We start from the raw sequence: 20,841 nt of genomic DNA, 5'->3' as shown, positions 1-20,841 counted from the left end.
AGAGTGAAGGGACGGAAGGGGCGTTTCAGCCGTTCTCGCGCAGGATCGTGCCGGCGAGGTAGAGCGAACCGCAGATGAGGACGCGCGCGGCCGGGTCCTGCCGGGCGATGCCGGCGAGGGCGTCGGCGACCGACGGCGCGGTCGAGGCGGCCAGTCCGATGGCTTCGGCGGCGGCCCGGGTCTCGTCCGCGGGCAGCGTGTTCTTCTCGCCGGGGATATCAACCGCGTGGAGCCGCGCCGCATGGGACGCGAGGGGGCGCATGTAGCCCGCCACATCCTTGGTGTTCAGCATCCCGCAGATCAGATGCGTGGTCCGCGGCGGCATCCGCGCCAGCGTCGCGGCCACCGCTTCGCCGCCGGCCGGGTTGTGCCCGCCGTCGAGCCACAGTTCGATCCCCGGAGCGCTCTCGGGCAGGGGGCCGCGGCGGAGGCGCTGCATCCGGGCCGGCCAGTCGGCGCGGGTGACGGCGGCCTCGCAGGCGGGTTCGGGGGCGCCGAGGTGGCGCAGGGCCATGAGGGCCGCGCCGGCGTTCTGGATCTGATGCGGGCCCGGCAGGTTCGGAAGCGGCAGGTCCAGGAGGCCGGACTCGTCCTGGAAGATCATCCGGCCCCGCTCTTCCCAGACCTGCCACTGCTGGCCGTGGGCGAGGAGCGGCACGCCGAGCCGCGCCGCCCGCGCCTCGATGACCTCGAGCGCGGCCGCCTCCTGGGGCCCAACCACGCACGGGATGCGCCGCTTGAGGATGCCGGCCTTTTCGCCCGCAATCTCGGGCAGGGTCTCGCCGAGAAACTGCTGATGGTCGATCGAGACCGGGGTGATGATGGTCAGGCGGGGTTCATCGACCACGTTGGTCGCGTCGAGCCGGCCGCCGAGGCCCACCTCGAGGAGGGTGCAATCGGCCGGCGTGCGCGCGAAGGCGAGGAAGGCTGCGCAGGTCGTGATCTCGAAGAAGGTGATCGGGTCGGGGCCGTTGGCCTCGAGACATTCGTCCAGGAGCGCGGCGAGCGCCGGCTCGGAGATCAGCTCTCCGGCAAGGCGGATGCGCTCGTGGAACCGCGCGAGATGGGGCGAGGTGTAGGCGTGGACCCGAAGCCCCTGCGCCTCGAGCCCGGCCCGGATCATGGCCTGAGTCGAGCCCTTGCCGTTCGTCCCGGCGATATGGATCACCGGCGGCAGCGACCGTTCGGGATGACCGAGCCCCGCCAGCAGACGGTGCACCCGGTCCAGCGTCAGGTCGATGACCTTCGGATGAAGCGACATCATCCGGTCGAGGATGATGTCGGAGGCGGGCAGGCTCACTCGGCGGCCTTGTTTTCGACAACGGCCTCGGGCGTGGGCGGCGGCGGCAGGTCGATCACCGGCCGCGGCTCGGGCGCGGGCAGGTCGCCCTTGATCGCCGGCGGCTGGTTCATCAGCATGCGCAGGATCGTGACGAGTTCCTCGCGCATCGCCTTGCGGTGCGTCACCCGGTCGAGCATGCCGTGATCCAGCAGATATTCGGCGCGCTGGAAGCCTTCGGGCAGCTTCTCGCGGATCGTCTGCTCGATGACGCGGGGGCCGGCAAAGCAGATCAGCGCGTTCGGCTCGGAGATCTGCACGTCGCCCAGCATCGCGTAGGAGGCGGTCACGCCGCCGGTCGTCGGATGGGTCAGGATGCAGATGTAGGGCAGGCCCGCCTCGCGCAGCATCTGCACGGCGACGGTCGTCCGCGGCATCTGCATCAGCGAGAGGATCCCCTCCTGCATCCGCGCACCGCCCGCGGCGGCAAAGAGGATCAGCGGGCATTTGAGCCGGACCGCACGTTCGGCCGCGGCAATGATGGCGTTGCCGACATACATGCCCATCGAGCCGGCCATGAAGCTGAAATCCTGCGCGGCCGCGACCACCGGCGTCCGGGCGATCTCACCCTCGGCGACGAGCATCGCCTCCTTCTCGCCGGTGGCCTTCTGCGCGGCCTTCATCCGGTCGGGATATTTCTTCTGGTCGCGGAACTGGAGCGGGTCGGCCAGCGGGACCGGCACCTCGACCTCGGTGAAGATCCCTCCGTCGAACAGCGCCGCAAAGCGGTCGCGCGGACTGATGTTCATGTGATGGTCGCAGGTCGAGCAGACATTCAGGTTCTCGGCCAGCTCGCGGTGGAAGAGCATCGTCCCGCACTCGGGGCACTTGGTCCAGAGGTTCTCCGGCACCTCGCGGCGCGAAAAGAGCGAATTGATCTTCGGGCGGACGTAGTTCGAGATCCAGTTCATGCGGGCAAGCCTTCCGGTCGCGGCGTTGCTGCCGAGATAGTCCGCAGGGGCGGGAAATGCAATCGGGCGGGGCGCCCCTGTGACGCCCGCGCGCGGGCTGGAGAGGGGGGGCTGCGCCGATGCGGCTGTGGATGCCGGGGCCGGTGTGGGGGCCGCGAGGGATCTGCTTGCTCTGCCGCGGGGTGGCCGGTATCTCCTGTTGCCGGAAGAGACGAGGAAGGCCGTGAAACATCCTTGCATCAGACGCGTCGCCGGGGCTGCCCGCAAGACATGAGGCGCCTTCTGTTCGCAGTCGTCCTGGCCGGTCTTCCCGCGCTGCCCGCGCTTGCGGAAGGGGTGCGGGTGGCGGCCCCCTCCGGCTATTGCATCGACCGTGAGGCGGGAACGGGGCTCGGTCTCGTGCTGATCGGCCGCTGCGAGGGCGTGACCGACCGGCCGCCGGCCGTGCTGACGGCCACCGTGGGCGGTCCCGGATCCGGGATCGACGTGGCGGGCCGGGGGCAGGAGCTGGCCGCCTACTTCCAGTCGGAGGCCGGCCGTCGGGCGCTGAGCGCATCGGGCAATCCGCGCCATGTCCAGCTGCTCGAGGCGGTGGGGAGGGGGAACGCCTTCCTGATCCGCCTTCGCGATTCCGGCGGGCGCGCGGCACCGGAAAGCTGGCGGGCGGTGCTGACGCTGAACGGGCGTCTGGTGACGCTCACGGCCTCGGGCACGGGCAAGGCGCCGCTTGGGCGCGAGAATGGCAAGAGCCTCATCTCGGCCTTCGTGGATGCAATGGAGGGTGCGAACCGGCGCCAGCCACGTCTGGAGGAGTGATGCGCCCCGAATGACCGGGCTCGGCTCCGGCCCGAAACGGCGGGATCTTTGCGCGGGGGATCCGCTGCGTGCCGAGCGCGATCTGCTGGATCACCGATCGGCGCCACCTGCCGCGACCGCATGGCTGGTCGGAAACGGGGATGGCTGGAGTGATTGACGCTGGTGCGTTCAGGCGGCCGGACGAACAGCGGGTGGAAATCCGGCAGTGGAAGCCTCAGACGACGGGCCAGACGCCCGCCGTCCCGGCGGATCGGATCAGTCGCGGTTGTAGTAACCGTACATCTGCTCGAGGGCGCTGATGTTCCGCAGCTGGCGGGTGTTGCGCTCGGGGGTGAAGTAGGCGGGAACCGTTTCGGCGGCCTGAGCGGCAGTCAGGGTGCGATGATCATGTTTCATGGTCGTTCTCCTTTGGCCTTCGATATAAACCTCACAGTTTTCTTGACTTCTCCCTAATGCTGCATGCCTCCCATGCTGTCGCTGCAACGCAGCGCGACAGTCTGACGCAATTTTATTGCGCATTCGGGTTTGGGGAGGTGGCATTCTGTCGTCGTACCGCGCGCCGCCCCGCGACAGGTCGCCGCAAGCCCCGGAAGGGGTGCTGCGAATCGGGTGGGGCTCCGTCCTGTCCCGGACTTGCCTGCCCCTTTCCGCAATGCTGCCTGAATTGCCCCTCAATCAGAGGCATCAGCCCGGGACTGTGCGCAAGGGGACGGCCATGGATCGACTGACGGAAATGGAGGCCTTCGCCACGGTCGTGGATCAGGGAGGTTTCACCGACGCCGCCAAGAAGATGGGCATCTCGAAGTCGGCGGTCTCCAAGCATGTCTCGGCGCTCGAGGCGCGGCTTGGCGCGCGGCTGCTGAACCGGACGACGCGGCGCGTCTCGCCGACCGAGATCGGCCTGGCCTACTACGACCGGGCCCGGCGCGTGCTGAACGACGCCGGAGAAGCCGACGCGCTGGTGACCTCGATGCAGATCGCGCCTTCGGGCCTGTTGCGCATGTCGGTGGCGACCGATTTCGGCGTCAGCCTGCTGTCGCCGATCCTTGGAGAGTTCCTGCAGGAATATCCCGGGATCACCGTCAACATGGTCCTGAACAACCGCTATGTGGAGTTGATCTCGGAGGGGTTCGACATGGCGATCCGCGTCGGCGAGCTGGAGGATTCCAGCCTGCGCGCGCGCAAGCTGACCGAGACGACGCGGCGGATGATCGCCTCGCCGCGCTATTTCGAGCGCCACGGTCGGCCGCAGAAGATCGACGACCTGAACGAGCACAAGCTCCTGCATTACTCCAATCAGGCGAATGGAAACGTCTGGAAGATCACCTCGCCCACCGGCGAGAAGCGGCAGGTGCGGACGGCCGGCTGGCTGACGGTCAACGACGGGCAGTCGCTGCTCAACGCGGCGATCTCGGGCCTGGGCATCGCCTATCTGCCCTCGTTCCTCTTCGCGGATGCGATGCGCGACGGGCTGGTCGAGGAGGCCATCCCCGGACTTCCGGTCGAGACCCTCGGGATCTATGCCGTCTATCCGCCGGGCCGGTTCACCCAGCCCAAGGTCCGGGCCTTCATCGACTTCCTGGCGAAACGCTACCTCGACAAGGGGCCGGACGTCTGGTGAGGGTTCCCGTCACCCCGCCAGCAGCATGACCTCGACGCGGCGGTTGCGGCTGCGTCCCTCTTCGGTGCGGTTGCTGGCGCGCGGCGCGAGATAGCCGACGCCCTCGGCGCTGACCTGCGCGTCAGGCACCCCATGCCGCGACACGAGCCGCTGGCGGACCGAGGCGGCGCGGGCCCGGCTGAGGCTCACGTTCCCCTCCAGCCCTCCTGATGCGTCGGTGTGGCCGACGATCACCACCTGTCGCGCCGGATCCTGCTTCAGCCACTCGGCCAGTTCGGCAAGCGCCGGATAGGTGCTATCCTCAAGGTCGGCCGAGCCGCTGGCAAAGGCCAGATCCTCCAGCACCACCGACCCCGATTGCTCGAGCCGCGCGACGAGATCGGCCTGCGGCGGGTCTTCGGGGACGGGTTCTGCCGCGGATGGGGCGGGCGACGGGGCCGCAGCCCGCGGGCCCGCCTCGATGATCTGGGCAAAGGCCGTGCCGCCGGACCGGCTGACGAAGAGGCTGATCGCCTCGGGGTCCGCGGCCCCCTCGCGCAGGGCGGCGTAGAACCGGAAGTCCCCCAGATCGACATGCATGTCCGGTTCCGGCAGAACGTCGGTCGCGTAGCGAAAGTCGAAGCCACCGCAGCCGCGCGTCTCGCATTGAAAGACGGGGCGGAAGCCCTCGGCCTCAAGGGCGGAGCGCAGCGGAGCGAGCAGGTCGAGCGTCGAGGCTTCGCCCGCGTCGCTGCGCCAGACGCTGCGCCGGATGTGGCCCTCGATCACGCGCACCGGCAATCCGGCCTCGGTCCAGGGGCCGGTGGGCAGGCGGTAGCTGGACGCGCCGTCCTCCACCCGTTCGGCGAGCACCCAGGGCGGTCCGGGTTCCAGCGCGGCCGCACCTCCAGGACCGATCAGCAGCGCCGTGGCAAGGGCCAGCGCCCGGCCGCGCGCCGATCGCATGATCCGGGCGCTCATTTCATCCGGTAGTGGTATTGCCCCACCTCCTCCATGCCCAGCGATCCGTAGAGGGTGCGGGCCGGTCCATTCGCGCTGGTCACGACGACCGAGAACCACTCGGCGCCCTGCTCCTGCGCCCAACAGGCGCCGCGGCGGAGGATGGCCCCCGCCGAGCCAAGCCGCCGCAGTTCGGGCGCGACCTCGAGCGCATGGAGCATGGCGAACCGCCCGTGCAGGGCGACGAAGGCCGCGCCCGACGCGCGGTCGTTCTGCCGGCCAAGGATCGCGCATCTGGGACCGGCGGCGCGCTCCATCACCGCGACGCGCGCCGGGCCGATCCCGCCCTCGGCCCAGAGGTCGCGCACGATGCCCAAGGGTGGCCAGTGCGGGAAGGCGGCCATGTGCGGCGGCGGGTCCGCCGCAAGCCGCGCCGCGGGGCAGGCGTAGGCCGTGACGGGATCGACGATCCGGTAGCCTCGGCCCGCAAGGGTCGCATCGAGCGCCTCCTCGCCCGCGCGCAGCAGGAAGAGCGGCGTCTGCCCAAGCTCCTCCATCGCCTGTTCGGCCGCCGGCAGGTCATCGGGACGCCACGGGCCTTCGGCGGTGGCGGCCGAGACGCGCTTGCCGCCGCCCTTGCCCTCGCGGATCGCCCAGGGGCCGGTGCGGGCCAGGCGCGCGGCGGGCCAGGTGGCCTCGAGCGTGGCGTAGATGTCCTGCGGTGTCATCGGGCCTGCGGGAAGAGGGCGGCAAGCCGGATCATCGCCTCGGAGATCCGTCCTGCATCGGTGCCGCGGATCACGAGGTTCGAGCCGTAGGCGCCGTTCTGGATGAAGGGGTAGCTGCCCATCTGCAGGTCCGGGTATTCGGCCGCCAGGGAACCGAAGGGCCCCGCGATCTCGCCCTCGCCCCGATCCACGCGCAGGGACTGGCTGAGAAGCGGGGCACCCCCGAGGAGGGTGGGCACGACCGAGGCCACCATCGCCTGGAAGATGTTCGGCACGCCCGCCATCACATGCACGTTGCCAAGCGTGAAGCCCGGCGCCGTCGAGACGGGATTCTCGATCAGCGTGGCGCCGTCGGGGATGCGGGCCATGCGCTGCCGGGCCTCGTTGAACTCGAGCCCCGTGCGCGCATAGTGCGCGGCGAGCAGGTCGTAGGCGTCCTGCCGGATGCCGACCGGCACGCCGAAGGCCTCGGCCACGGCCTCTGCGGTGATGTCGTCGTGCGTGGGCCCGATGCCGCCCGAGGTGAAGACATGATCCCAGCGGGCGCGCAGCGCATTGACCGCCTCGATGATGGCCGCGCGGTCGTCGGCCACGCAGCGGATCTCGCGCAGGCAGATGCCGTGGCGGGTCAGTTCGCCGGCCAGATAATGGCTGTTGCCGTCGCGCGTGCGGCCCGAGAGGATCTCGTCCCCGATCACGAGCATGGCGGCGGTGGGGTTCGCGGGCATCGGCTCCTCCTTCGGCTGGGTCAAGCTATAGGGCCCGGCGCAGGGCGTTTCAAACCTTTCGCAAAGGGCGCAGGTATGGCAAAGGAGCCGAAGCTTGACTATCTTGAGACGACACCGAGACCAGAAGGATCAGGCCCAGTGGACGAGTCGCGCGGGCGCATCACCAAGAACGGCATCCGGATCTACGAGCCCGAGGATTACGCCGGCATGCGCAAGGCCGGGCAGGCCGCGGCCGAGATCCTCGATCTCGTGGGGCCGCTGGTGCAGCCCGGCGTGACCACCGCCGAAATCGACCGCTTCATCACCGAAGAGATCGAACGGCGCGGGATCACCTCGGCCACGATCGGCTACAAGGGCTACCAGCATGCCTCGTGCATCTCGGTCAACCATGTGGTCTGCCACGGCATCCCCGCCCAGAAGCTGCTCAAGGACGGCGACATCCTCAACATCGACGTGACGGTGATCGTGGATGGCTGGTTCGGCGACACGAGCCGGATGTATGTGGCCGGCACGCTGGGGCGCAAGGCCGAGCGGCTGCTCGAGGTCACGCATGACGCGCTGATGAAGGGTATCGAGGTCGTGAAGCCGGGCGCCACCTTCGGCGACATCGGGGCCGCGATCCAGACCCATGTCGAGAACAACCGCATGTCGGTCGTGCGCGACTTCTGCGGCCACGGGCTCGGGCGCGTCTTTCATGCGCCGCCGAACGTGCTGCATTATGGGCGCCCCGGCACCGGCCCGGTGCTCGAGGAGGGCATGATCTTCACCATCGAGCCGATGGTGAACCTCGGCCGTCCCGAGACGAAGGTGCTGGCCGACGACTGGACCGCGGTGACGCGGGACAAGTCGCTCTCGGCGCAGTTCGAACATTCGGTTGGCGTGACGGCGGACGGCTGCGAGATCTTCACCCTTTCCCCCGCGGGCCTCTTCTACCCGACCTGGCCCGTATCGGGTTAGGCCAAGGCCGGAGTGCGTTCCGGCGTCCGGCGCCGCATTGGCTTGACCGGCCTGCCGGCTCGCGTCAGCGGGCGAAGGTGATCGGCAGGGTGAAGGTGTAGCTCGGATCGGTCAGGGCCGCGGGAGCGGCCGGGAAACGTCCCGCCGATTGCACCGCCCGCAACGCGAGTTGGTCGAGCCGGGCGTCACCCGACGAGCGCAGGATCGCAACACCGCCCAGCGAGCCCCCCTGCGCCACGGTCAGGCGCACGGTCACCTCTCCCGTCATCCCGCGCGCGCCGCGCGTCCGGCGCTGGATCCGCTGGCGGATCTCGGCGCCCCATTTCGCCGTAAGATTTTCGATCTGCCCGCGCGAGGCCGTGGCTGCGGCCCGGCCCGGCGTCTGGGCCGGTGGCGCAGCCGCCTGCCGCGACGGCGGAGCGGCGGCCTTCTTCACCTCGCGCGTCGGCGGGTCGGGTTTCCTCTCGGCCGGCGTCTCCCGCTCGGGTCGCGGGACGGGACGGACGTCCGGCGGGATCTCGGCCACCTGCTCCTCCTCGGGGGGAGGGGGCGGGGGCTCGTAGGAAAAGGTCTCGGGCGTGGGTACCGGGATGTCAGGCAGGTCCACCGTCTCGGTCGGCGGGCGCAGGTCGGGCGGCGGCGGGCTGAGGTCCGGCTCGGGCTCGGCCATCTCTTCGGGCTCGGCGGCTTCGGGCGCGTCGATCTGCGGCACCTCGGGGGCCGGTTCGGGGGCGGCAAGTGCCGCGGGCGCGGGCGGCGCGGGCTCCAGGTCGAGATAGACCGCCTCCTGAAGCGCGTCGGGCCGGCCGGGCTCATCGGCGCGGAAGACAGCCGTTGCCGCGGCCGTTGCGGTGGCCGCCACGGTCAGCGCGGCCAGCGACCAGCCCGCCGCCTCGCGCCGCAGCCGGCCGGGTCCGAGGCTCTGCCGCCAGTCCGCGTAATGGTTCATCGGGGGCCTCCGCCGGGCAGGGCCTCCAGCCCGACCAGCGCCACCTTGAGATAGCCGGCACCCCGCAGAAGGTTCATCACCTCCATCAGGTCGCCGTAGGCGACGGCCTCGTCGGCGCGCAGGAAGATGCGCGTGTCGCGGTTGCCCGCCGTCGCCGCGTCCAGCTGCGGCTGGACACTGTCCCTCGCGATGGGCTCGTTCTTCAGCGAGAGGTTCAGATCCTTCTGAAGGGTCAGGAAGATCGGCTCGTCCGGCCGCTGGCTCTGGCTTGCGGTCGAGCCGGGCAGGTCCACCGGCACATCCACCGTTGAAAGCGGCGCCGCCACCATGAAGATGATGAGCAGCACGAGGATCACGTCGATGAAGGGCGTGACGTTGATCTCGTGGTTCAGGTCGTCGTCGCCGCCGCCGCGGAAGCCCGCCATGAGTCAGAGCCTCCCTGCGGTGCGGAAGTCGAGGTCGCGGCTCAGCATCCGCTCGACCGCGGCGCCGGCGTCGGCAAGGCTCAGCCGCCAGGAGGCGATGGAGCGGACGAAGTGGTTGTAGATCACCACCGCCGGAATGGCCGCGACGAGCCCGAGGCCGGTGGCCAGCAGCGCCTCGGCGATGCCCGGCGCCACGACGGCGAGGTTCGTGGTCTGGCTCTGCGAGATGCCGATGAAGGCGTTCATGATGCCCCAGACGGTGCCGAACAGCCCGACGAACGGGCCGACCGAGCCGATGGTGGCCAGCAGGCCGATACCCCGCCGCAGCCGCTCGCCCGCCTGCGCCTCGACCCGCTCGAGGATCGAGCGCACGCGCTCCTTGAGGCCCGCGGTGCCGGCAAGATCGAGCGCCGCATCCGAACGCTGCAGCTCTTCGAAGGCGGCCCGCGCCATGAAGGCGGCGGGGTCGCGGCGCCCGGAAAGCCGCTGAACCGCCTCGTCCAGCGTGGCCGAGCCGCGGACGGTTCCGGCGGTCGAGGCGAGCCGGCGGCGGGCGATCGCGATCTCGACCAGCTTGAAGAGCAGCACGGTCCAGGTGACGAAACTGGCCGCGGCGAGCACGATCATCACGGCCTGCACGACCCAGTGGGCGGCCTCGAACATCCCCCAGGGGGTCAGGTCGTGCGGGATCGGCACCGGGGGCAGGCCGAGGGCCGGCTCGTCCGCCGTGGGCCCCTGTGCCGGGTCGGCTTCGGGCGCCGCGCCGGCCTGGGCCTCGGGGGAGCCCGTCGGATCGGCCGCTGCGCTGGCCGGGGCCTCGAGGGAACCCGCCGGATCGGCCGCCGCGGGTGCCGGCGGCTCCGGTGCGGTGTCCGACGGGGGCGGAAGCACGGGGCCTGTCTCGGCCGGATCTTGCGACGGCACGACCGGAGCGGGCGCGGCGGGCTCCTCTGCCGGAGCCTGCAGTTGCGGCGACAGGTCGGGGATGGCCGGGGGCTCTTCCTGCGCCTGGGCCGCAACGGCGGTCAGAAGGATCAGCAGGAACGGGCGCAAGAGCAATGCCATGAATTCTTCCGGTCTTCGACCGCCCGGTGGCGGCTTGTGGGTCTCTGGCTTGCCTCCTGCCGTGCGTCTCGGGTCGACTCGGCAGGTTGCGGCTGCCCGTCGTCTAACTTATGTTTATCAAAATAGTCAAGTTTCTAGAAAATTGATCGGGTTGCGCCGGCGATGCCGACGAGCCCAGCCGATCGGCAGCCTGTTCTGGTGCGGAGGTTGGGCGCCGGACGTCCGGCGCCCGGTCCGTCAGATGATCGGCTTGCCGCCTGTCACGGCGATGGTCGCCCCCGAGGTGTAGCTCGACAGCGGATCGGCCAGCATCACATAGGCGGTGGCCAGTTCGGCCGGCTGGCCCGGGCGCTGCATGGGCACCTGCTTGCCGAAGTTCCTGACCTTCTCGGCCTCCATCGTGGAGGGGATCAGCGGCGTCCAGACGGGGCCGGGGGCCACGCAGTTCACCCTGATCTCCTTTTCGGCCAGCATCTGCGCCAGCCCGCCGCTGAAGTTCTGGATCGCGCCCTTGGTCGTGGCGTAGGCCAGAAGGTGCGGGCTCGGCGAATCCGCATTGACCGAGGCGGTGTTGATGATCGCGCTGCCCGGCCGCATGTGCGGGACCGCGGCCTTCGAGAGATAGAACATCGCGTGGATGTTCACGCGGAAGGTCAGCTCCCACTCCTCGTCCGAAATGTCGCCCACGTCGGAAAAGCTCGCCTGATGGGCGGCGTTGTTCACGAGGATGTCGATGCGGCCGAACTCCTGCACGGCGCGGTCGATGATGGCGCGGCAGTGCGACGCTTCCTGAATGTCGCCGCGCATCAGGATCGCCTTGCGTCCGGCCTCGGTCACGAGCCGTTCGGTCTCGGCGGCATCCTCGTCCTCCGAGAGGTAGGAGATCAGCACGTCCGCCCCCTCGCGCGCATAGGCCAGCGCCACCGCGCGGCCGATCCCGCTGTCGGCGCCGGTGATGACGGCCTTCAGATCCTGAAGCCGGCCCGAGCCACGGTAGCTCGTCTCGCCGTGATCGGGCTGCGGGTCGAGCCGGGCGGTGCGGCCGGGCATCGGCTGCTCCTGGTCGGGGAACGGTGGTTTGGGATGATCGGTCATCGCGGCCTCCTGTTGGGCAGGGTTGGCGGTCGCAACCGGAAAGGAGGTGCGATGTTCCGGTGGGGGCGGGGCGCCCCCGGTCTCAGGGCAGGTCCACCATTCCCTTGATCGCCTCCACATGGCCCGGCCTGGCCGCCAGCGCGTCGGCGGCCAGGGCCTCGGCCTCGGCCAGCAGGTCCTCGGACGGCACCAGCCGGTCGATCAGACCCCAGGCCAGCGCCTCTTCGGCGCTGGCCTTGACGCCCGCCATGAGGATCATCTTGGCCCGCGCCGGGCCGACGAGCGTCCTCAGCCGGCGCACGTCCGAGGGCTGGGGGCGAAATCCGAGCTTCATCACCGGGTAGAACAGCTTCGCCCCCGGCACCGCGATCCGCAGATCGCAGGCCAGCGCCATTCCCATGGCCCCGCCTGCGAGCGTGCCGTTCAGCGCGGCGATCGTGAGGCAGGGAAGCGCCGCGACCGCGGCCGACAGCCGCTCCCACACCGGGTCGGTAGCGAGACCCGCGCGCGCCTCGTCGAGGTCGGCCCCGGCCGAGAAGACCTTGCCCGCCCCCGTCAGCACCAGCGCACGGACCCCGTCCTCCGCGGCCGAGCCCACGGCGGCCTCGATCTCCAGCAGCATGGCGCGGGTCAGCGAGTTGGCCTTGTCGGTCCGGTCGAGCGTCAGCGTCCGCAGCCCGCCGGCATCGGTCACGCGGATCATGCGCCGAGACCCACGGCCCGCCGGATGCTCTCGTCGCGCAGCGAAATCTCCTGCCCGAGCCAGCGGTCGGCGCCGGGCCCGCACATCCACAGCAGTGCCCTTGCCGGCCAGTCGGCGGGGATGTGGGCCGAGGGATCGAGACGGCTCACCGGATTGACGCCGCTCTCGCGGATCTTGTCCTGCATCTCGGTCGCGACCGTCCCGGGCGAGAGGCCCATGATGCGGATGCGGTTGACCGCCTCTTCCAGATGGGCGCAGCGCGTCAGCATCGCCGCCCCCGCCTTCGAGCTGCAATAGGCGCTCCAGCCTTCGAGCGCGTTCTGCGCGGCGCCCGAGGAGACGGTGATGATCGTGCCGCCCGTGCCGCGCATGTGCGGCACGGCGGCGCGCATCCCGTGGAACACGCCCTTGAGGTTGATGTCGATGGCGCTCGCCCAAGCCACGGGGTCGGCGTCGGCCATGCGCGCGATCGGCTCGATCACGCCCGCGTTGTTGATCAGCACGTCGATGCGGCCGGCGGTCGAGACCACCTGATCGATCGCCGCGCGCGTGCCCTCCCAGTCGGCCACGTCGCAGCGGATGGCGAAGGCGCCGTGACCGGCTTCGGCCGCAAGCGCCTCGATCTCGTCCGCGCTTCGGGCCAGCAGCGCGACCCGCGCCCCCGCCTCGGAAAAGACGCGCACCGCGGCCGCGCCGATCCCGCGACTGGCGCCCGTGATTGCCACAACCTTGCCCTGCAGAGTTGCCATCGAACCGCTCCTTCCCTGGCCTTCTGACAAACGTGTTAGCCGATGATTGCATTCGACGGAAAGGCTTGACCCTTCAGTACCCGCGGAAGAATGTGGGCCCATCGTTCGCGTTGGGGAAGGCATATGAAGTATTTCTGGACACTGGCTGGCACAACCGCCCTTGCGACGCTGGTCGCGGCGGGTTCGGCTTCGGCCGATGTGACGCCCGAGCAGGTGTGGCGGGGCTGGCAGGAGCTCGGCGCCACCTATGGCCAGACCCTGACCGCCGCGAACCAGAGCCGCACGGGCAACACGCTCCGGCTGCAGGATGTCCGCCTCCATCTCGCGCAGGACGGCACCGTGATGGAGAGCACGATCCCCGAGGTGAACATGACCCAGCGCGGCGACGGCAGCGTGGAGATCACCATGTCGCCGGAGTTCCCCGTCGCGATGACGATCCCAAACGAGCCCGAGGCCGAGAACCCTGCGCCCGAGCCGACGCGGCTGGGGCTTGCCATGCGGCAGCCGGGCATGGTCATGGTGGCCAGCGGCGACGATCGGGTTTCGACGCTGGCCTTCGACGCGCCCTCGACGACGATCGCGCTGACCGAGGTGGATGGCGAGCCGGCGCGCAGCCGGAACCTCCGGGCCGAGGTCACCTTGAGCGACGTGGCCGGCACCTACCGCACCGACGGCACCGGAACACGCACCATCACCAACGATTTCACCGCCTCGGTGGCCGAGATGGTCCTGGCGATGACCGACCCGGACCAGGGCGGCCGGCTGAACCTCCGCGCCAGCGCGACCGATCTCAAGGGCAGCTCGAGCGGGACCATGGTGGGCCCGCTGGGCATGACCGATCTTGCGGCGGCGCTCCAGGGCGGTGCGGCCTCGAACGGCAGCTTCACCTACGGGCCGGCCACGCTCGAGTTCGATTTTGCCGATGCGACCGACACGGCCAAGGGTTCGGCCAGCGCCGCGGGCGGCAATCTCGACGTGTCGATGAGCGGGGACAGCCTCGCCTATGGCGGCGGCACGCGGAACGTGAACCTGACGGTCAGCGGCAGCCAGATCCCGTTCCCGCAATTCAACATGAGCTACGCCGAAGCCGCCTTCCAGCTCGTCACGCCTGTGGTGAAATCCGAGGCCGCGCAGGACTTCCGCCTGCTGACAAGGCTTGTGAACCTCAAGGTGTCGGACGAGATCTGGGCCATGTTCGACCCGCAGGAGCGGTTGCCGCGCGATCCGGCGACGCTGGTGGTCGATGCCCGGGGCAAGGCCCGGCTGGATGTGGACCTGATCGACCCCAAGGCGATGGAGGCGCTCGGCGACCGGGCGCCGGGCCAGCTCGAGGCGCTGGACGTGGACGAGCTGAAGCTGACCATCGCCGGGGCTGAACTGACCGGCGACGGTGCCTTCACCTTCGACAACAGCGACTTGACGACCTACGGCGGCATGCCCGCCCCGACCGGCCAGCTCGACCTGAAGCTGGTGGGGGGCAATGCGCTCATCGACCGGCTGGTGAGCATGGGCCTCGTTCCGCAGGAGCAGGCGATGGCCGCCCGCATGATGCTCGGCATGTTCGCGCGCCCCGGCGAGAGCCGGGACACGCTGACCTCGACGCTCGAGTTCCGGGACAAGGGGTTCTACGCGAACGGCCAGCGCCTGCAGTAGGGCGCCAAAGCCTCGGGAGACCGGCGGCCCCCTCGGGGGCCGCTTCTCATTTGGGGCGGGGCGCTTGTCATGGCAGCCCCTCCCGATTACCTCGGAACTGAACCAGAGGAGGTGCCCATGACCGAACCGCTCGACAGCCTGACCGCCCGGCTGCTTGAGGCCGCCCGCCGCGCCGGGGCCGAGGCCGCCGATGCGATCGCGGTGCGCGGCACCTCGCTCTCGATCGACATCCGCGAGCGGGCGCTCGAACAGGCCGAACGGGCCGAAAGCCTCGAGGTGGGGCTGCGCGTGCTGCTGGGCGGGCGGCAGGCTTGCGTCTCGGCCTCGGACGTGTCCGCCGGCACGCTCTCGGCCATGGCCGAGCGCGCGGTGGCAATGGCGCGCGAGGCGCCGGACGATCCCTTCGCGGGCCTCGCCGATCCGGCCGAGATCGCGCGCGGCTGGGATCTCGCCGCGCTCGAACTGGTCGATGACTCCGCAGAGCCCTCGCCTGCGGCGCTGGAAGAGGATGCCCGCGCGGCCGAGGCCGCGGCGCTGGCGGCGGACGGGATCTTCCAGGTCGAGGCGAGCGGCGCCTGGTCGCGGCGCGAGATGCACCTCGCCGCGACGAACGGCTTTGCGGGCGGCTATGCGCGCAGCTCGCGCTCGATTTCGGCCGTGGCCTTCACCGGCTCGGGCACGCAGATGGAGCGGGACTGGGCCGCCGAAACCCGCATCTTCGGCGACGACCTGCCCGGCGCGGCCGAGGTGGGGCGCCTTGCCGCCGAGCGGGCGCTGGCGCGCGTCGGTTCGCGCAAGCCGCCGACCGGCCACTTCCCGGTGCTCTATGACGAACGGGTGGCGGCGTCGCTGATGAGCCATCTTCTCTCGGCGGTGAACGGGGCCACCATCGCGCGCGGCGGCTCGTGGCTGCGCGATGCGCTGGGTGCGCAGATCCTGCCCTCGCATCTTTCCTTCATCGAGGATCCGCTGCGGCCCCGCACCGGATCCTCCCGGCCGTTCGACGGCGAAGGGCTGCCCACCCGCCGCCGCGCCATCATCGAGGACGGGATCCTCACCGGCTGGACGCTCGATCTTTCGACCGCTCGGAAGCTGAAGATGGAAAGCACCGCCAACGCCGCCCGCTCGACCTCGCAGCCGCCCTCTCCGTCGGTGTCCAACACCGAACTGACGCAGGGCACCGCGTCGCGGGCCGATCTTCTGGCGCAGATGGGGACGGGGCTGCTCGTGACGTCGCTGATGGGCTCGTCGATCAACGGCAACACCGGGGACTATTCCCGCGGCGCGGCCGGCTTCTGGGTCGAGGGCGGCGAGATCGCGTGGCCCGTGAACGAATGCACGATCGCGGGCAACCTGCGCGAGATGCTGCGGACGATCCAGCCGGCAAACGACGCGCGGCCGCATCTGTCGAACCGCGTGCCGAGCCTGCTCGTGGAGGGTCTCACGATTGCCGGCGCCTGACCTTGCGCTGCTGGCCGAGGCCGCCCGGGCCGCGGGCGAGGTGGCGCTGCGCTACTGGAAGAACGCGCCCCGCGCGTGGGAGAAGGCCGAAGGGGCGGGGCCGGTCACCGAGGCCGACCTTGCGGTGAACGACCTGCTGGAGAGCCGCCTTCGCGCCGCCCGGCCGGACTATGGCTGGCTCTCGGAGGAGAGCGCCGACAGCGGCGCCCGCAGGGGCGCGCGGCGGGTCTTCATCATCGATCCGATCGACGGCACGCGCGCCTTCATGGCGGGCGAGGACACGTTCGCCCATTCGCTCGCCGTGGCGGAGGCCGGACAGATCGTGGCGGCGGCGGTCTATCTTCCGGCGCTCGATCGTCTTTACACGGCCAGCACCGCCACGCCGGCGATGCGCGACGGCCAGCCGATCCGCGCCAGCAGCCGGACCGAGGCCCGGGGCGCCACGCTTCTCGCCACGCGGCCGATGCTGGGCGACAGCTACTGGCCGGGCGGGGTGCCGGACGTGAAGCGCAGCTTCAGGGCCTCGCTGGCCTTCCGCCTCTGCCTCGTGGCCGAGGGGCGGCACGACGGGATGCTGACGCTGCGCGAGGCGTGGGAGTGGGACATCGCCGCCGGCAGCCTGATTGCCGCGCGCGCAGGCGCGACGGTGACGGATCGTCTCGGCCAGCCGCTCGTCTTCAACTCCGAACATCCCCAGACCGCCGGGGTGATCGCCGCGGCGCCCGGGCTTCACGCCGACCTGATGGGGCGGCTGACGGCCTGAGGCTGTCAGATGTCCGTCCAGGACCGCGCGGCCTCTTTCAGGTGGGCGAGGAAGTTCTGCACCTTCATCGTCCGGTGGAGATCGACATGGGTCACGATCCAGATCGGGGCCTCCCATTCGGGGCGCGGCGGCAGGATCTCGATCAGGTCCGTCCCCGCCGCCTGCATCACCGGCAGGAAGCCGAGCCCCGCCCCCTCGCGCACCGCATCCTCGAGGGCGGCCGCCTCGGTGCCGCGGAAGGTGATCCGGTCGGGTGCCACCTCGTCGCGCAGCCATCGGTGATGGGGTGCGCGCGGAACATCCGCGCCCACGAAGCGGTGATGCAGGAACTCCTCGGGGCCCGAGGGGAGGCCGTGCGCCGCCGCATAGGCGCGCGAGGCATAGAGCGCGTGCCGCATCCGGGCGAGAGGCTGCACCACATTGTCGGGTTCCTCGGGCGTCGAGCCGGCCCGGATCGCCACATGGGCCTCGCCATATTCCAACCGGAAGAGCCGCATGTCGGTCAGGTAGCGCACGATCACCGCGGGATGCCGCTCCTGGAACGAGGTGAGGACGGGCGTGACCAGCGGGGAGAATCCGGGCAGCGAGGTGACGACCAGTTCCCCCGCCACCGTCTCGCCGTTGCCCTTGATGCGGCTTGCGAGTTGCGCAAACTGCTCTTCGGTGGTCTGCGCGACGAGAAGCAGATCCCGGCCGGCTTCGGTGGCGGTGTAGCCGCGCGCGTGCCGCTGGAAGAGCCGCGCGCCAAGCCGCTTCTCGAGCGCGTCGATGTGGCGGATGACCGTCGCATGATGCACCCCCAGCACGTCCGCCGCGCCCGAAACGGTGCCGAGCCGCGCGACCTGATAGGCTGTGCGCACCTCGTCCCAATTGTCGAATCCCATCGCCGTCCCTTCCGCCGTTCCGCGCCAGAGCGCCCTGCGCCTTGCAGGCCATACAGTCTGGCAGAGCATAGTGCACGGCGGCCGGATCGTCAGGGTCCCGGAATTGCACGCTGCCTTTCCCGATGGCTCGCAGGTCCCAGATCGGCCGGACCCTGCAGATGACGACGGCCTGCATCGCAGCGCTCCGGGAGCGCCGGTGCGCTTCGGCCTGATTGCCTGCATGTCCCGGGACAATGTGCGCCGGAAGGCGGCTTCGGGCTCTTCCCATCGGCGGGACAAGGTCCTAGAGAGGGAGGGGCGGAGTGTAGCGCAGCCTGGTAGCGCGCCTGCTTTGGGAGCAGGATGTCGGGGGTTCGAATCCCTCCACTCCGACCATGTCCGTCCTTATGGCCGCGTGCGGCTCCGGGCGCGGTGAAGCCGTTTGGTAACGGCGTGCGCGCGTCGCTGTTGGTGTCCTCGACCATGCGAACTGCCGTGGGCCCCTTGCGGGAGGACTTCAGTGATTCCGGCCAGATGGCCGTGAAGGCAGCGATTGCCTGCGCCCGGGGCGCGAAGCGGCCTGCCGCTCCGCGTTTCTGAAGCGGTCAGAGCCCCATGAGCGACGGCAACGCGCGCATGTCGGCGAAGGGTCGCGCCCCTTCGGCCGCCAACGCCGCCGCGTTGCCGTTCGGCGCGTAGCCGAAGCAGGTCATGCCCGCCGCCCGTGCGGCGCGGGCGCCGGTGGGGCTGTCCTCCACGACCGTGCAGCGCGACGGCTCCACCCCCAGCGCGCGGGCGGCATGGAGATAGAGATCCGGTGCGGGCTTCGGGGCACCCAGCGACTGGCCCGAGAAAAGCCGTCCGTGCAGCCGCGCCATCAGCGAGGGATGCTGCCCCAGCGTGACCTGCATCTTGCGGTCCGATCCGTTGGAGCCCACCGCATAGGGGATGCCGGCCCGGTCCAGCGCGGCCACCACCTCCTCGACATGCGGGATGAGCGGCGTGCCCTCGCCGAGGCGGGCGTAGAGCCTCTCGTAGAAGTCCTCGACCCACCCGGCCGGCAGATCGGCGCCGAGCTGACGGGCCTTGGCCGCCGCGCCGGGGATCGTGCCGCCGAGGAAATGCGCCTCGAGTTCCTCATGGCCCAGAATGAGGCCATGGCGGACGAGATCCTCGCCCAGAAGGGCGAAGGCTGTGGGCTCGCTGTCCACAAGAACGCCGTCACAGTCGAAGATCACCGCCGCGATCATGGCGCCTCCAGAAGGGTGACCAGCGTATCGCCGTAGCGCCGCTGGTCGAGCTGCGTGAAGCCCGCAGGCGGGGCAGGGGGATGGTTTTCCTCCCAGACGATGATCGCGCCGGGGGCGAGCCAGTCGGAATGGGCGGCCAGCGCCTTCTCGCCCATCCCCTTGCCATAGGGCGGGTCAAGAAAACAGAGCGTGACGGGGGCCGCCGGTGCGGGGGCGGGGCGCGTTGCGTCGCGCCGCTCGATCGCCGTCCTGTCCTCGGCCTGCATCAGGGCGATGTTGCGCTTGAGCAGGGCAAGCGCGGGCGGTCCGCTCTCGACGAGGATCGCGTGCCCGGCCCCGCGGGAAAGCGCCTCGAGCCCGAGCGCCCCGGTGCCCGCGAAGAGATCGAGGACCCGGGCGCCGGCCACGGGATTGCCATAGCCGCCATTGATCAGAAGGTTGAAGATCGCCTCGCGCACCCGGTCCGAGGTCGGGCGCAGATGGGCCCGAGCGTCCCCCTCGCCCACCTCGGCCAGCTTCAGCCCGCGCTTCTGTCCGCCGATGATCCTCATGCGAGCAGCGACTTGAGCGCCGTGGAGGGATTGGCCACCGTGTCGGGTGCCGGGCTCCGTCCGGCCTCGATCAGGCGCTTGCCGACCATGTAGGCGCGGGGATCGTTCACCGCATCCACGGCCAGAAGCTCCGGCCCGCGGTAATACCAGAAGGAGACCGAGTCGCCCTCGGGCCCTCGCGTCACCACCCGGTCGTATCCGAGATTGAGGCCCGCGATCTGGAGCTTGGTGTCGAACTGGTCCGACCAGAACCAGGGCATCGGCCGGTAGGGCCGGTTGGCCCCCAGCAAGTTGGCCGCCACCGCTTCGGCCTGATCAATGGCGTTCTGAACCGATTCGAGACGCAACCGGCCGCCTTTCCAGGGAAAGGAGGCGCAGTCGCCCGCCGACCAGATCGCCGGGTCCGAGGTGCGCCCCATCTCATCCACCGCGATCCCGTTGTCGAGCGCGACGCCCGCAGCCTCGGCCAGCTCCGTGGCGGGGCGGATGCCCACGCCCGCGATCACGAAATCGGCCGGAAGCTCGGTTCCGTCGGCCAGCCGGGCCCCCGTCACCCGCGTTTCGCCGATCAGGCGGTCCAGGGCCACGCCCTCGCGGATGCGGACGCCGCGCGAGGTGTGCAGCGCGCGGAACCAGTCGGCCGTCTCGGGGGCGGCCACGCGCTGCAGGATGCGCGGCGCCATCTCGACCACGGTCACGTCGAGCCCCAGTTTGGCCCCCACCGCCGCGGCCTCCAGCCCGACATAGCCGCCCCCGATCACCACGAGCCGCCGCCCCGGCTGGAACTCGGGCCGCATCGCATCGACATCGGCAAGCGTGCGGACGGTGAACACGCCGTCCAGCCCGCCGCCGGCGGCCTCGGGCAGGCGGCGGGCGATGGACCCCGTCGTCAGGACAAGCTGGCCGTAGGGCATATGCTCGCCGCCCACGGTGACGGTGCGGGCGGTCCGGTCGATGGCGGTGACGGGCGCCCCCAGACGCAGTTCGATCCCGGCCTCGGCGTAGAAGGCCCGGTTGCGCAGCCAGAGCCGCTCTTCCTCCATCGTGCCAAGCAGGTAGGCCTTGGACAGCGGCGGGCGCTGGTAGGGCGGGCTCGGCTCCTCGCCCAGAAGCGTGATGCTCCCCTCGAACTTCAGCGCGCGCAGCTTGGCCACCAGCGCCGCTCCCGCCTGTCCCGCTCCGACCACCACGATGTCCGGCATGACCCCTCACTCCTTCACCCTGCGACAAATCGACTGGCCGGGCGTCCGGCGCGACCCTATAACTCGCGGCATC

Annotated in this window: 22 protein-coding genes and 1 tRNA gene; 7 read left to right on the top strand and 16 right to left on the bottom strand. The window is 70.4% G+C overall.

Going from position 1 to position 20,841, the window contains the following annotated elements:
• Positions 1-25: 25 nt before the first annotated feature.
• Positions 26-1,300 (bottom strand): bifunctional folylpolyglutamate synthase/dihydrofolate synthase, encoded by a 1,275-nt coding sequence (locus LV780_RS12945; protein WP_108221332.1) that lies wholly within the window; start codon positions 1,298-1,300, stop codon positions 26-28.
• Positions 1,297-2,250, bottom strand: a complete 954-nt coding sequence (gene accD, locus LV780_RS12940) for an acetyl-CoA carboxylase, carboxyltransferase subunit beta (RefSeq protein ID WP_011909931.1) — start codon at positions 2,248-2,250, stop codon at positions 1,297-1,299. Before accD ends, LV780_RS12945 begins: the two co-directional genes overlap by 4 nt.
• 270 nt (positions 2,251-2,520) lie before the next feature.
• On the opposite strand from accD, the gene LV780_RS12935 reads away from it, so the two are divergent.
• Positions 2,521-3,066 (top strand): cation transport ATPase, encoded by a 546-nt coding sequence (locus LV780_RS12935; RefSeq protein ID WP_108221333.1) that lies wholly within the window; start codon positions 2,521-2,523, stop codon positions 3,064-3,066.
• Between the two features lie 255 nt (positions 3,067-3,321).
• Here LV780_RS12935 and LV780_RS12930 read toward each other — a convergent pair whose 3' ends face one another.
• Positions 3,322-3,462 (bottom strand): hypothetical protein, encoded by a 141-nt coding sequence (locus tag LV780_RS12930; protein ID WP_085996595.1) that lies wholly within the window; start codon positions 3,460-3,462, stop codon positions 3,322-3,324.
• Positions 3,463-3,781: 319 nt separating this feature from the next.
• On the opposite strand from LV780_RS12930, the gene LV780_RS12925 reads away from it, so the two are divergent.
• A complete protein-coding gene (locus LV780_RS12925) occupies positions 3,782-4,687 on the top strand; it encodes a LysR family transcriptional regulator (RefSeq protein ID WP_108221334.1) in 906 nt (301 codons plus the stop codon).
• Between the two features lie 9 nt (positions 4,688-4,696).
• Here the strand turns inward: LV780_RS12925 and LV780_RS12920 are convergent, their stop codons facing one another.
• The 3 genes from LV780_RS12920 to LV780_RS12910 are packed head-to-tail and all read right to left on the bottom strand — an operon-like array spanning position 4,697 to position 7,082.
• A complete protein-coding gene (locus LV780_RS12920; RefSeq protein WP_233863820.1) occupies positions 4,697-5,632 on the bottom strand; it encodes an OmpA family protein in 936 nt (311 codons plus the stop codon).
• Between the two features lie 11 nt (positions 5,633-5,643).
• Entirely contained in the window at positions 5,644-6,354 is a 711-nt protein-coding gene (locus LV780_RS12915) for a GNAT family N-acetyltransferase (RefSeq protein WP_108221336.1), read from the bottom strand.
• Positions 6,351-7,082 (bottom strand): competence/damage-inducible protein A, encoded by a 732-nt coding sequence (locus tag LV780_RS12910; RefSeq protein WP_108221337.1) that lies wholly within the window; start codon positions 7,080-7,082, stop codon positions 6,351-6,353. The genes LV780_RS12915 and LV780_RS12910 overlap by 4 nt, the downstream gene beginning before the upstream one ends.
• Before the next feature lie 75 nt (positions 7,083-7,157).
• Between LV780_RS12910 and map the strand changes: the two genes are divergently transcribed.
• Positions 7,158-8,039, top strand: coding sequence for a type I methionyl aminopeptidase (map, locus tag LV780_RS12905; protein ID WP_011909938.1), 882 nt, complete (start codon positions 7,158-7,160; stop codon positions 8,037-8,039).
• A 64-nt stretch (positions 8,040-8,103) separates the two neighbouring features.
• Here map and LV780_RS12900 read toward each other — a convergent pair whose 3' ends face one another.
• The 6 genes from LV780_RS12900 to LV780_RS12875 all read right to left on the bottom strand — a co-directional run bounded on the left by LV780_RS12900 (position 8,104) and on the right by LV780_RS12875 (position 13,025).
• Entirely contained in the window at positions 8,104-8,988 is an 885-nt protein-coding gene (locus tag LV780_RS12900) for an energy transducer TonB family protein (protein ID WP_011909939.1), read from the bottom strand.
• Complete coding sequence (gene exbD / locus LV780_RS12895; protein WP_011909940.1) at positions 8,985-9,413, bottom strand: TonB system transport protein ExbD; 429 nt, start codon at positions 9,411-9,413, stop codon at positions 8,985-8,987. The genes LV780_RS12900 and exbD overlap by 4 nt, the downstream gene beginning before the upstream one ends.
• A gap of 3 nt (positions 9,414-9,416) precedes the next feature.
• Positions 9,417-10,478: a tonB-system energizer ExbB gene (exbB, locus tag LV780_RS12890; protein WP_108221338.1), complete on the bottom strand. Its 1,062-nt coding sequence runs from the start codon at positions 10,476-10,478 to the stop codon at positions 9,417-9,419.
• Between the two features lie 237 nt (positions 10,479-10,715).
• Positions 10,716-11,573, bottom strand: coding sequence for a glucose 1-dehydrogenase (locus LV780_RS12885; RefSeq protein WP_108221339.1), 858 nt, complete (start codon positions 11,571-11,573; stop codon positions 10,716-10,718).
• Positions 11,574-11,655: 82 nt separating this feature from the next.
• A complete protein-coding gene (locus tag LV780_RS12880; RefSeq protein ID WP_108221340.1) occupies positions 11,656-12,276 on the bottom strand; it encodes an enoyl-CoA hydratase/isomerase family protein in 621 nt (206 codons plus the stop codon).
• Complete coding sequence (locus tag LV780_RS12875) at positions 12,273-13,025, bottom strand: SDR family oxidoreductase (RefSeq protein WP_101341368.1); 753 nt, start codon at positions 13,023-13,025, stop codon at positions 12,273-12,275. The genes LV780_RS12880 and LV780_RS12875 overlap by 4 nt, the downstream gene beginning before the upstream one ends.
• A gap of 123 nt (positions 13,026-13,148) precedes the next feature.
• Between LV780_RS12875 and LV780_RS12870 the strand changes: the two genes are divergently transcribed.
• The 3 genes from LV780_RS12870 to LV780_RS12860 all read left to right on the top strand — a co-directional run bounded on the left by LV780_RS12870 (position 13,149) and on the right by LV780_RS12860 (position 16,902).
• Positions 13,149-14,678, top strand: a complete 1,530-nt coding sequence (locus LV780_RS12870) for a DUF2125 domain-containing protein (RefSeq protein ID WP_108221341.1) — start codon at positions 13,149-13,151, stop codon at positions 14,676-14,678.
• Positions 14,679-14,795: 117 nt separating this feature from the next.
• Positions 14,796-16,139 carry a TldD/PmbA family protein gene (locus LV780_RS12865; RefSeq protein ID WP_108221342.1) on the top strand — a complete coding sequence of 448 codons (1,344 nt, stop codon included), beginning with the start codon at positions 14,796-14,798 and terminating at the stop codon, positions 16,137-16,139.
• A complete protein-coding gene (locus LV780_RS12860; RefSeq protein WP_108221343.1) occupies positions 16,126-16,902 on the top strand; it encodes a 3'(2'),5'-bisphosphate nucleotidase CysQ in 777 nt (258 codons plus the stop codon). The genes LV780_RS12865 and LV780_RS12860 overlap by 14 nt, the downstream gene beginning before the upstream one ends.
• Positions 16,903-16,907: 5 nt before the next feature.
• Here the strand turns inward: LV780_RS12860 and LV780_RS12855 are convergent, their stop codons facing one another.
• A complete protein-coding gene (locus LV780_RS12855) occupies positions 16,908-17,786 on the bottom strand; it encodes a LysR family transcriptional regulator (RefSeq protein WP_181318511.1) in 879 nt (292 codons plus the stop codon).
• Positions 17,787-18,084: 298 nt separating this feature from the next.
• On the opposite strand from LV780_RS12855, the gene LV780_RS12850 reads away from it, so the two are divergent.
• Positions 18,085-18,161 (top strand) — tRNA-Pro (locus LV780_RS12850).
• Between the two features lie 209 nt (positions 18,162-18,370).
• On the opposite strand, the gene LV780_RS12845 is transcribed toward LV780_RS12850, so the two are convergent.
• Genes LV780_RS12845 through LV780_RS12835 form a run of 3 tightly spaced genes read right to left on the bottom strand, consistent with a single transcriptional unit; the run spans position 18,371 to position 20,768 of the window.
• Positions 18,371-19,015 carry an HAD-IA family hydrolase gene (locus LV780_RS12845; protein WP_108221345.1) on the bottom strand — a complete coding sequence of 215 codons (645 nt, stop codon included), beginning with the start codon at positions 19,013-19,015 and terminating at the stop codon, positions 18,371-18,373.
• Positions 19,012-19,566 carry a 16S rRNA (guanine(966)-N(2))-methyltransferase RsmD gene (rsmD, locus tag LV780_RS12840; RefSeq protein WP_101341363.1) on the bottom strand — a complete coding sequence of 185 codons (555 nt, stop codon included), beginning with the start codon at positions 19,564-19,566 and terminating at the stop codon, positions 19,012-19,014. Before rsmD ends, LV780_RS12845 begins: the two co-directional genes overlap by 4 nt.
• Entirely contained in the window at positions 19,563-20,768 is a 1,206-nt protein-coding gene (locus tag LV780_RS12835) for an NAD(P)/FAD-dependent oxidoreductase (RefSeq protein ID WP_108221346.1), read from the bottom strand. Before LV780_RS12835 ends, rsmD begins: the two co-directional genes overlap by 4 nt.
• Positions 20,769-20,841: the final 73 nt, after the last annotated feature.

The sequence above is a fragment of the Cereibacter azotoformans genome (genome assembly GCF_021391315.1).
Taxonomy (GTDB): domain Bacteria; phylum Pseudomonadota; class Alphaproteobacteria; order Rhodobacterales; family Rhodobacteraceae; genus Cereibacter_A; species Cereibacter_A azotoformans.
The sequence above is the reverse complement of the archived record's forward strand: the minus strand, read 5'-3'. Positions and strand labels throughout refer to the sequence as shown.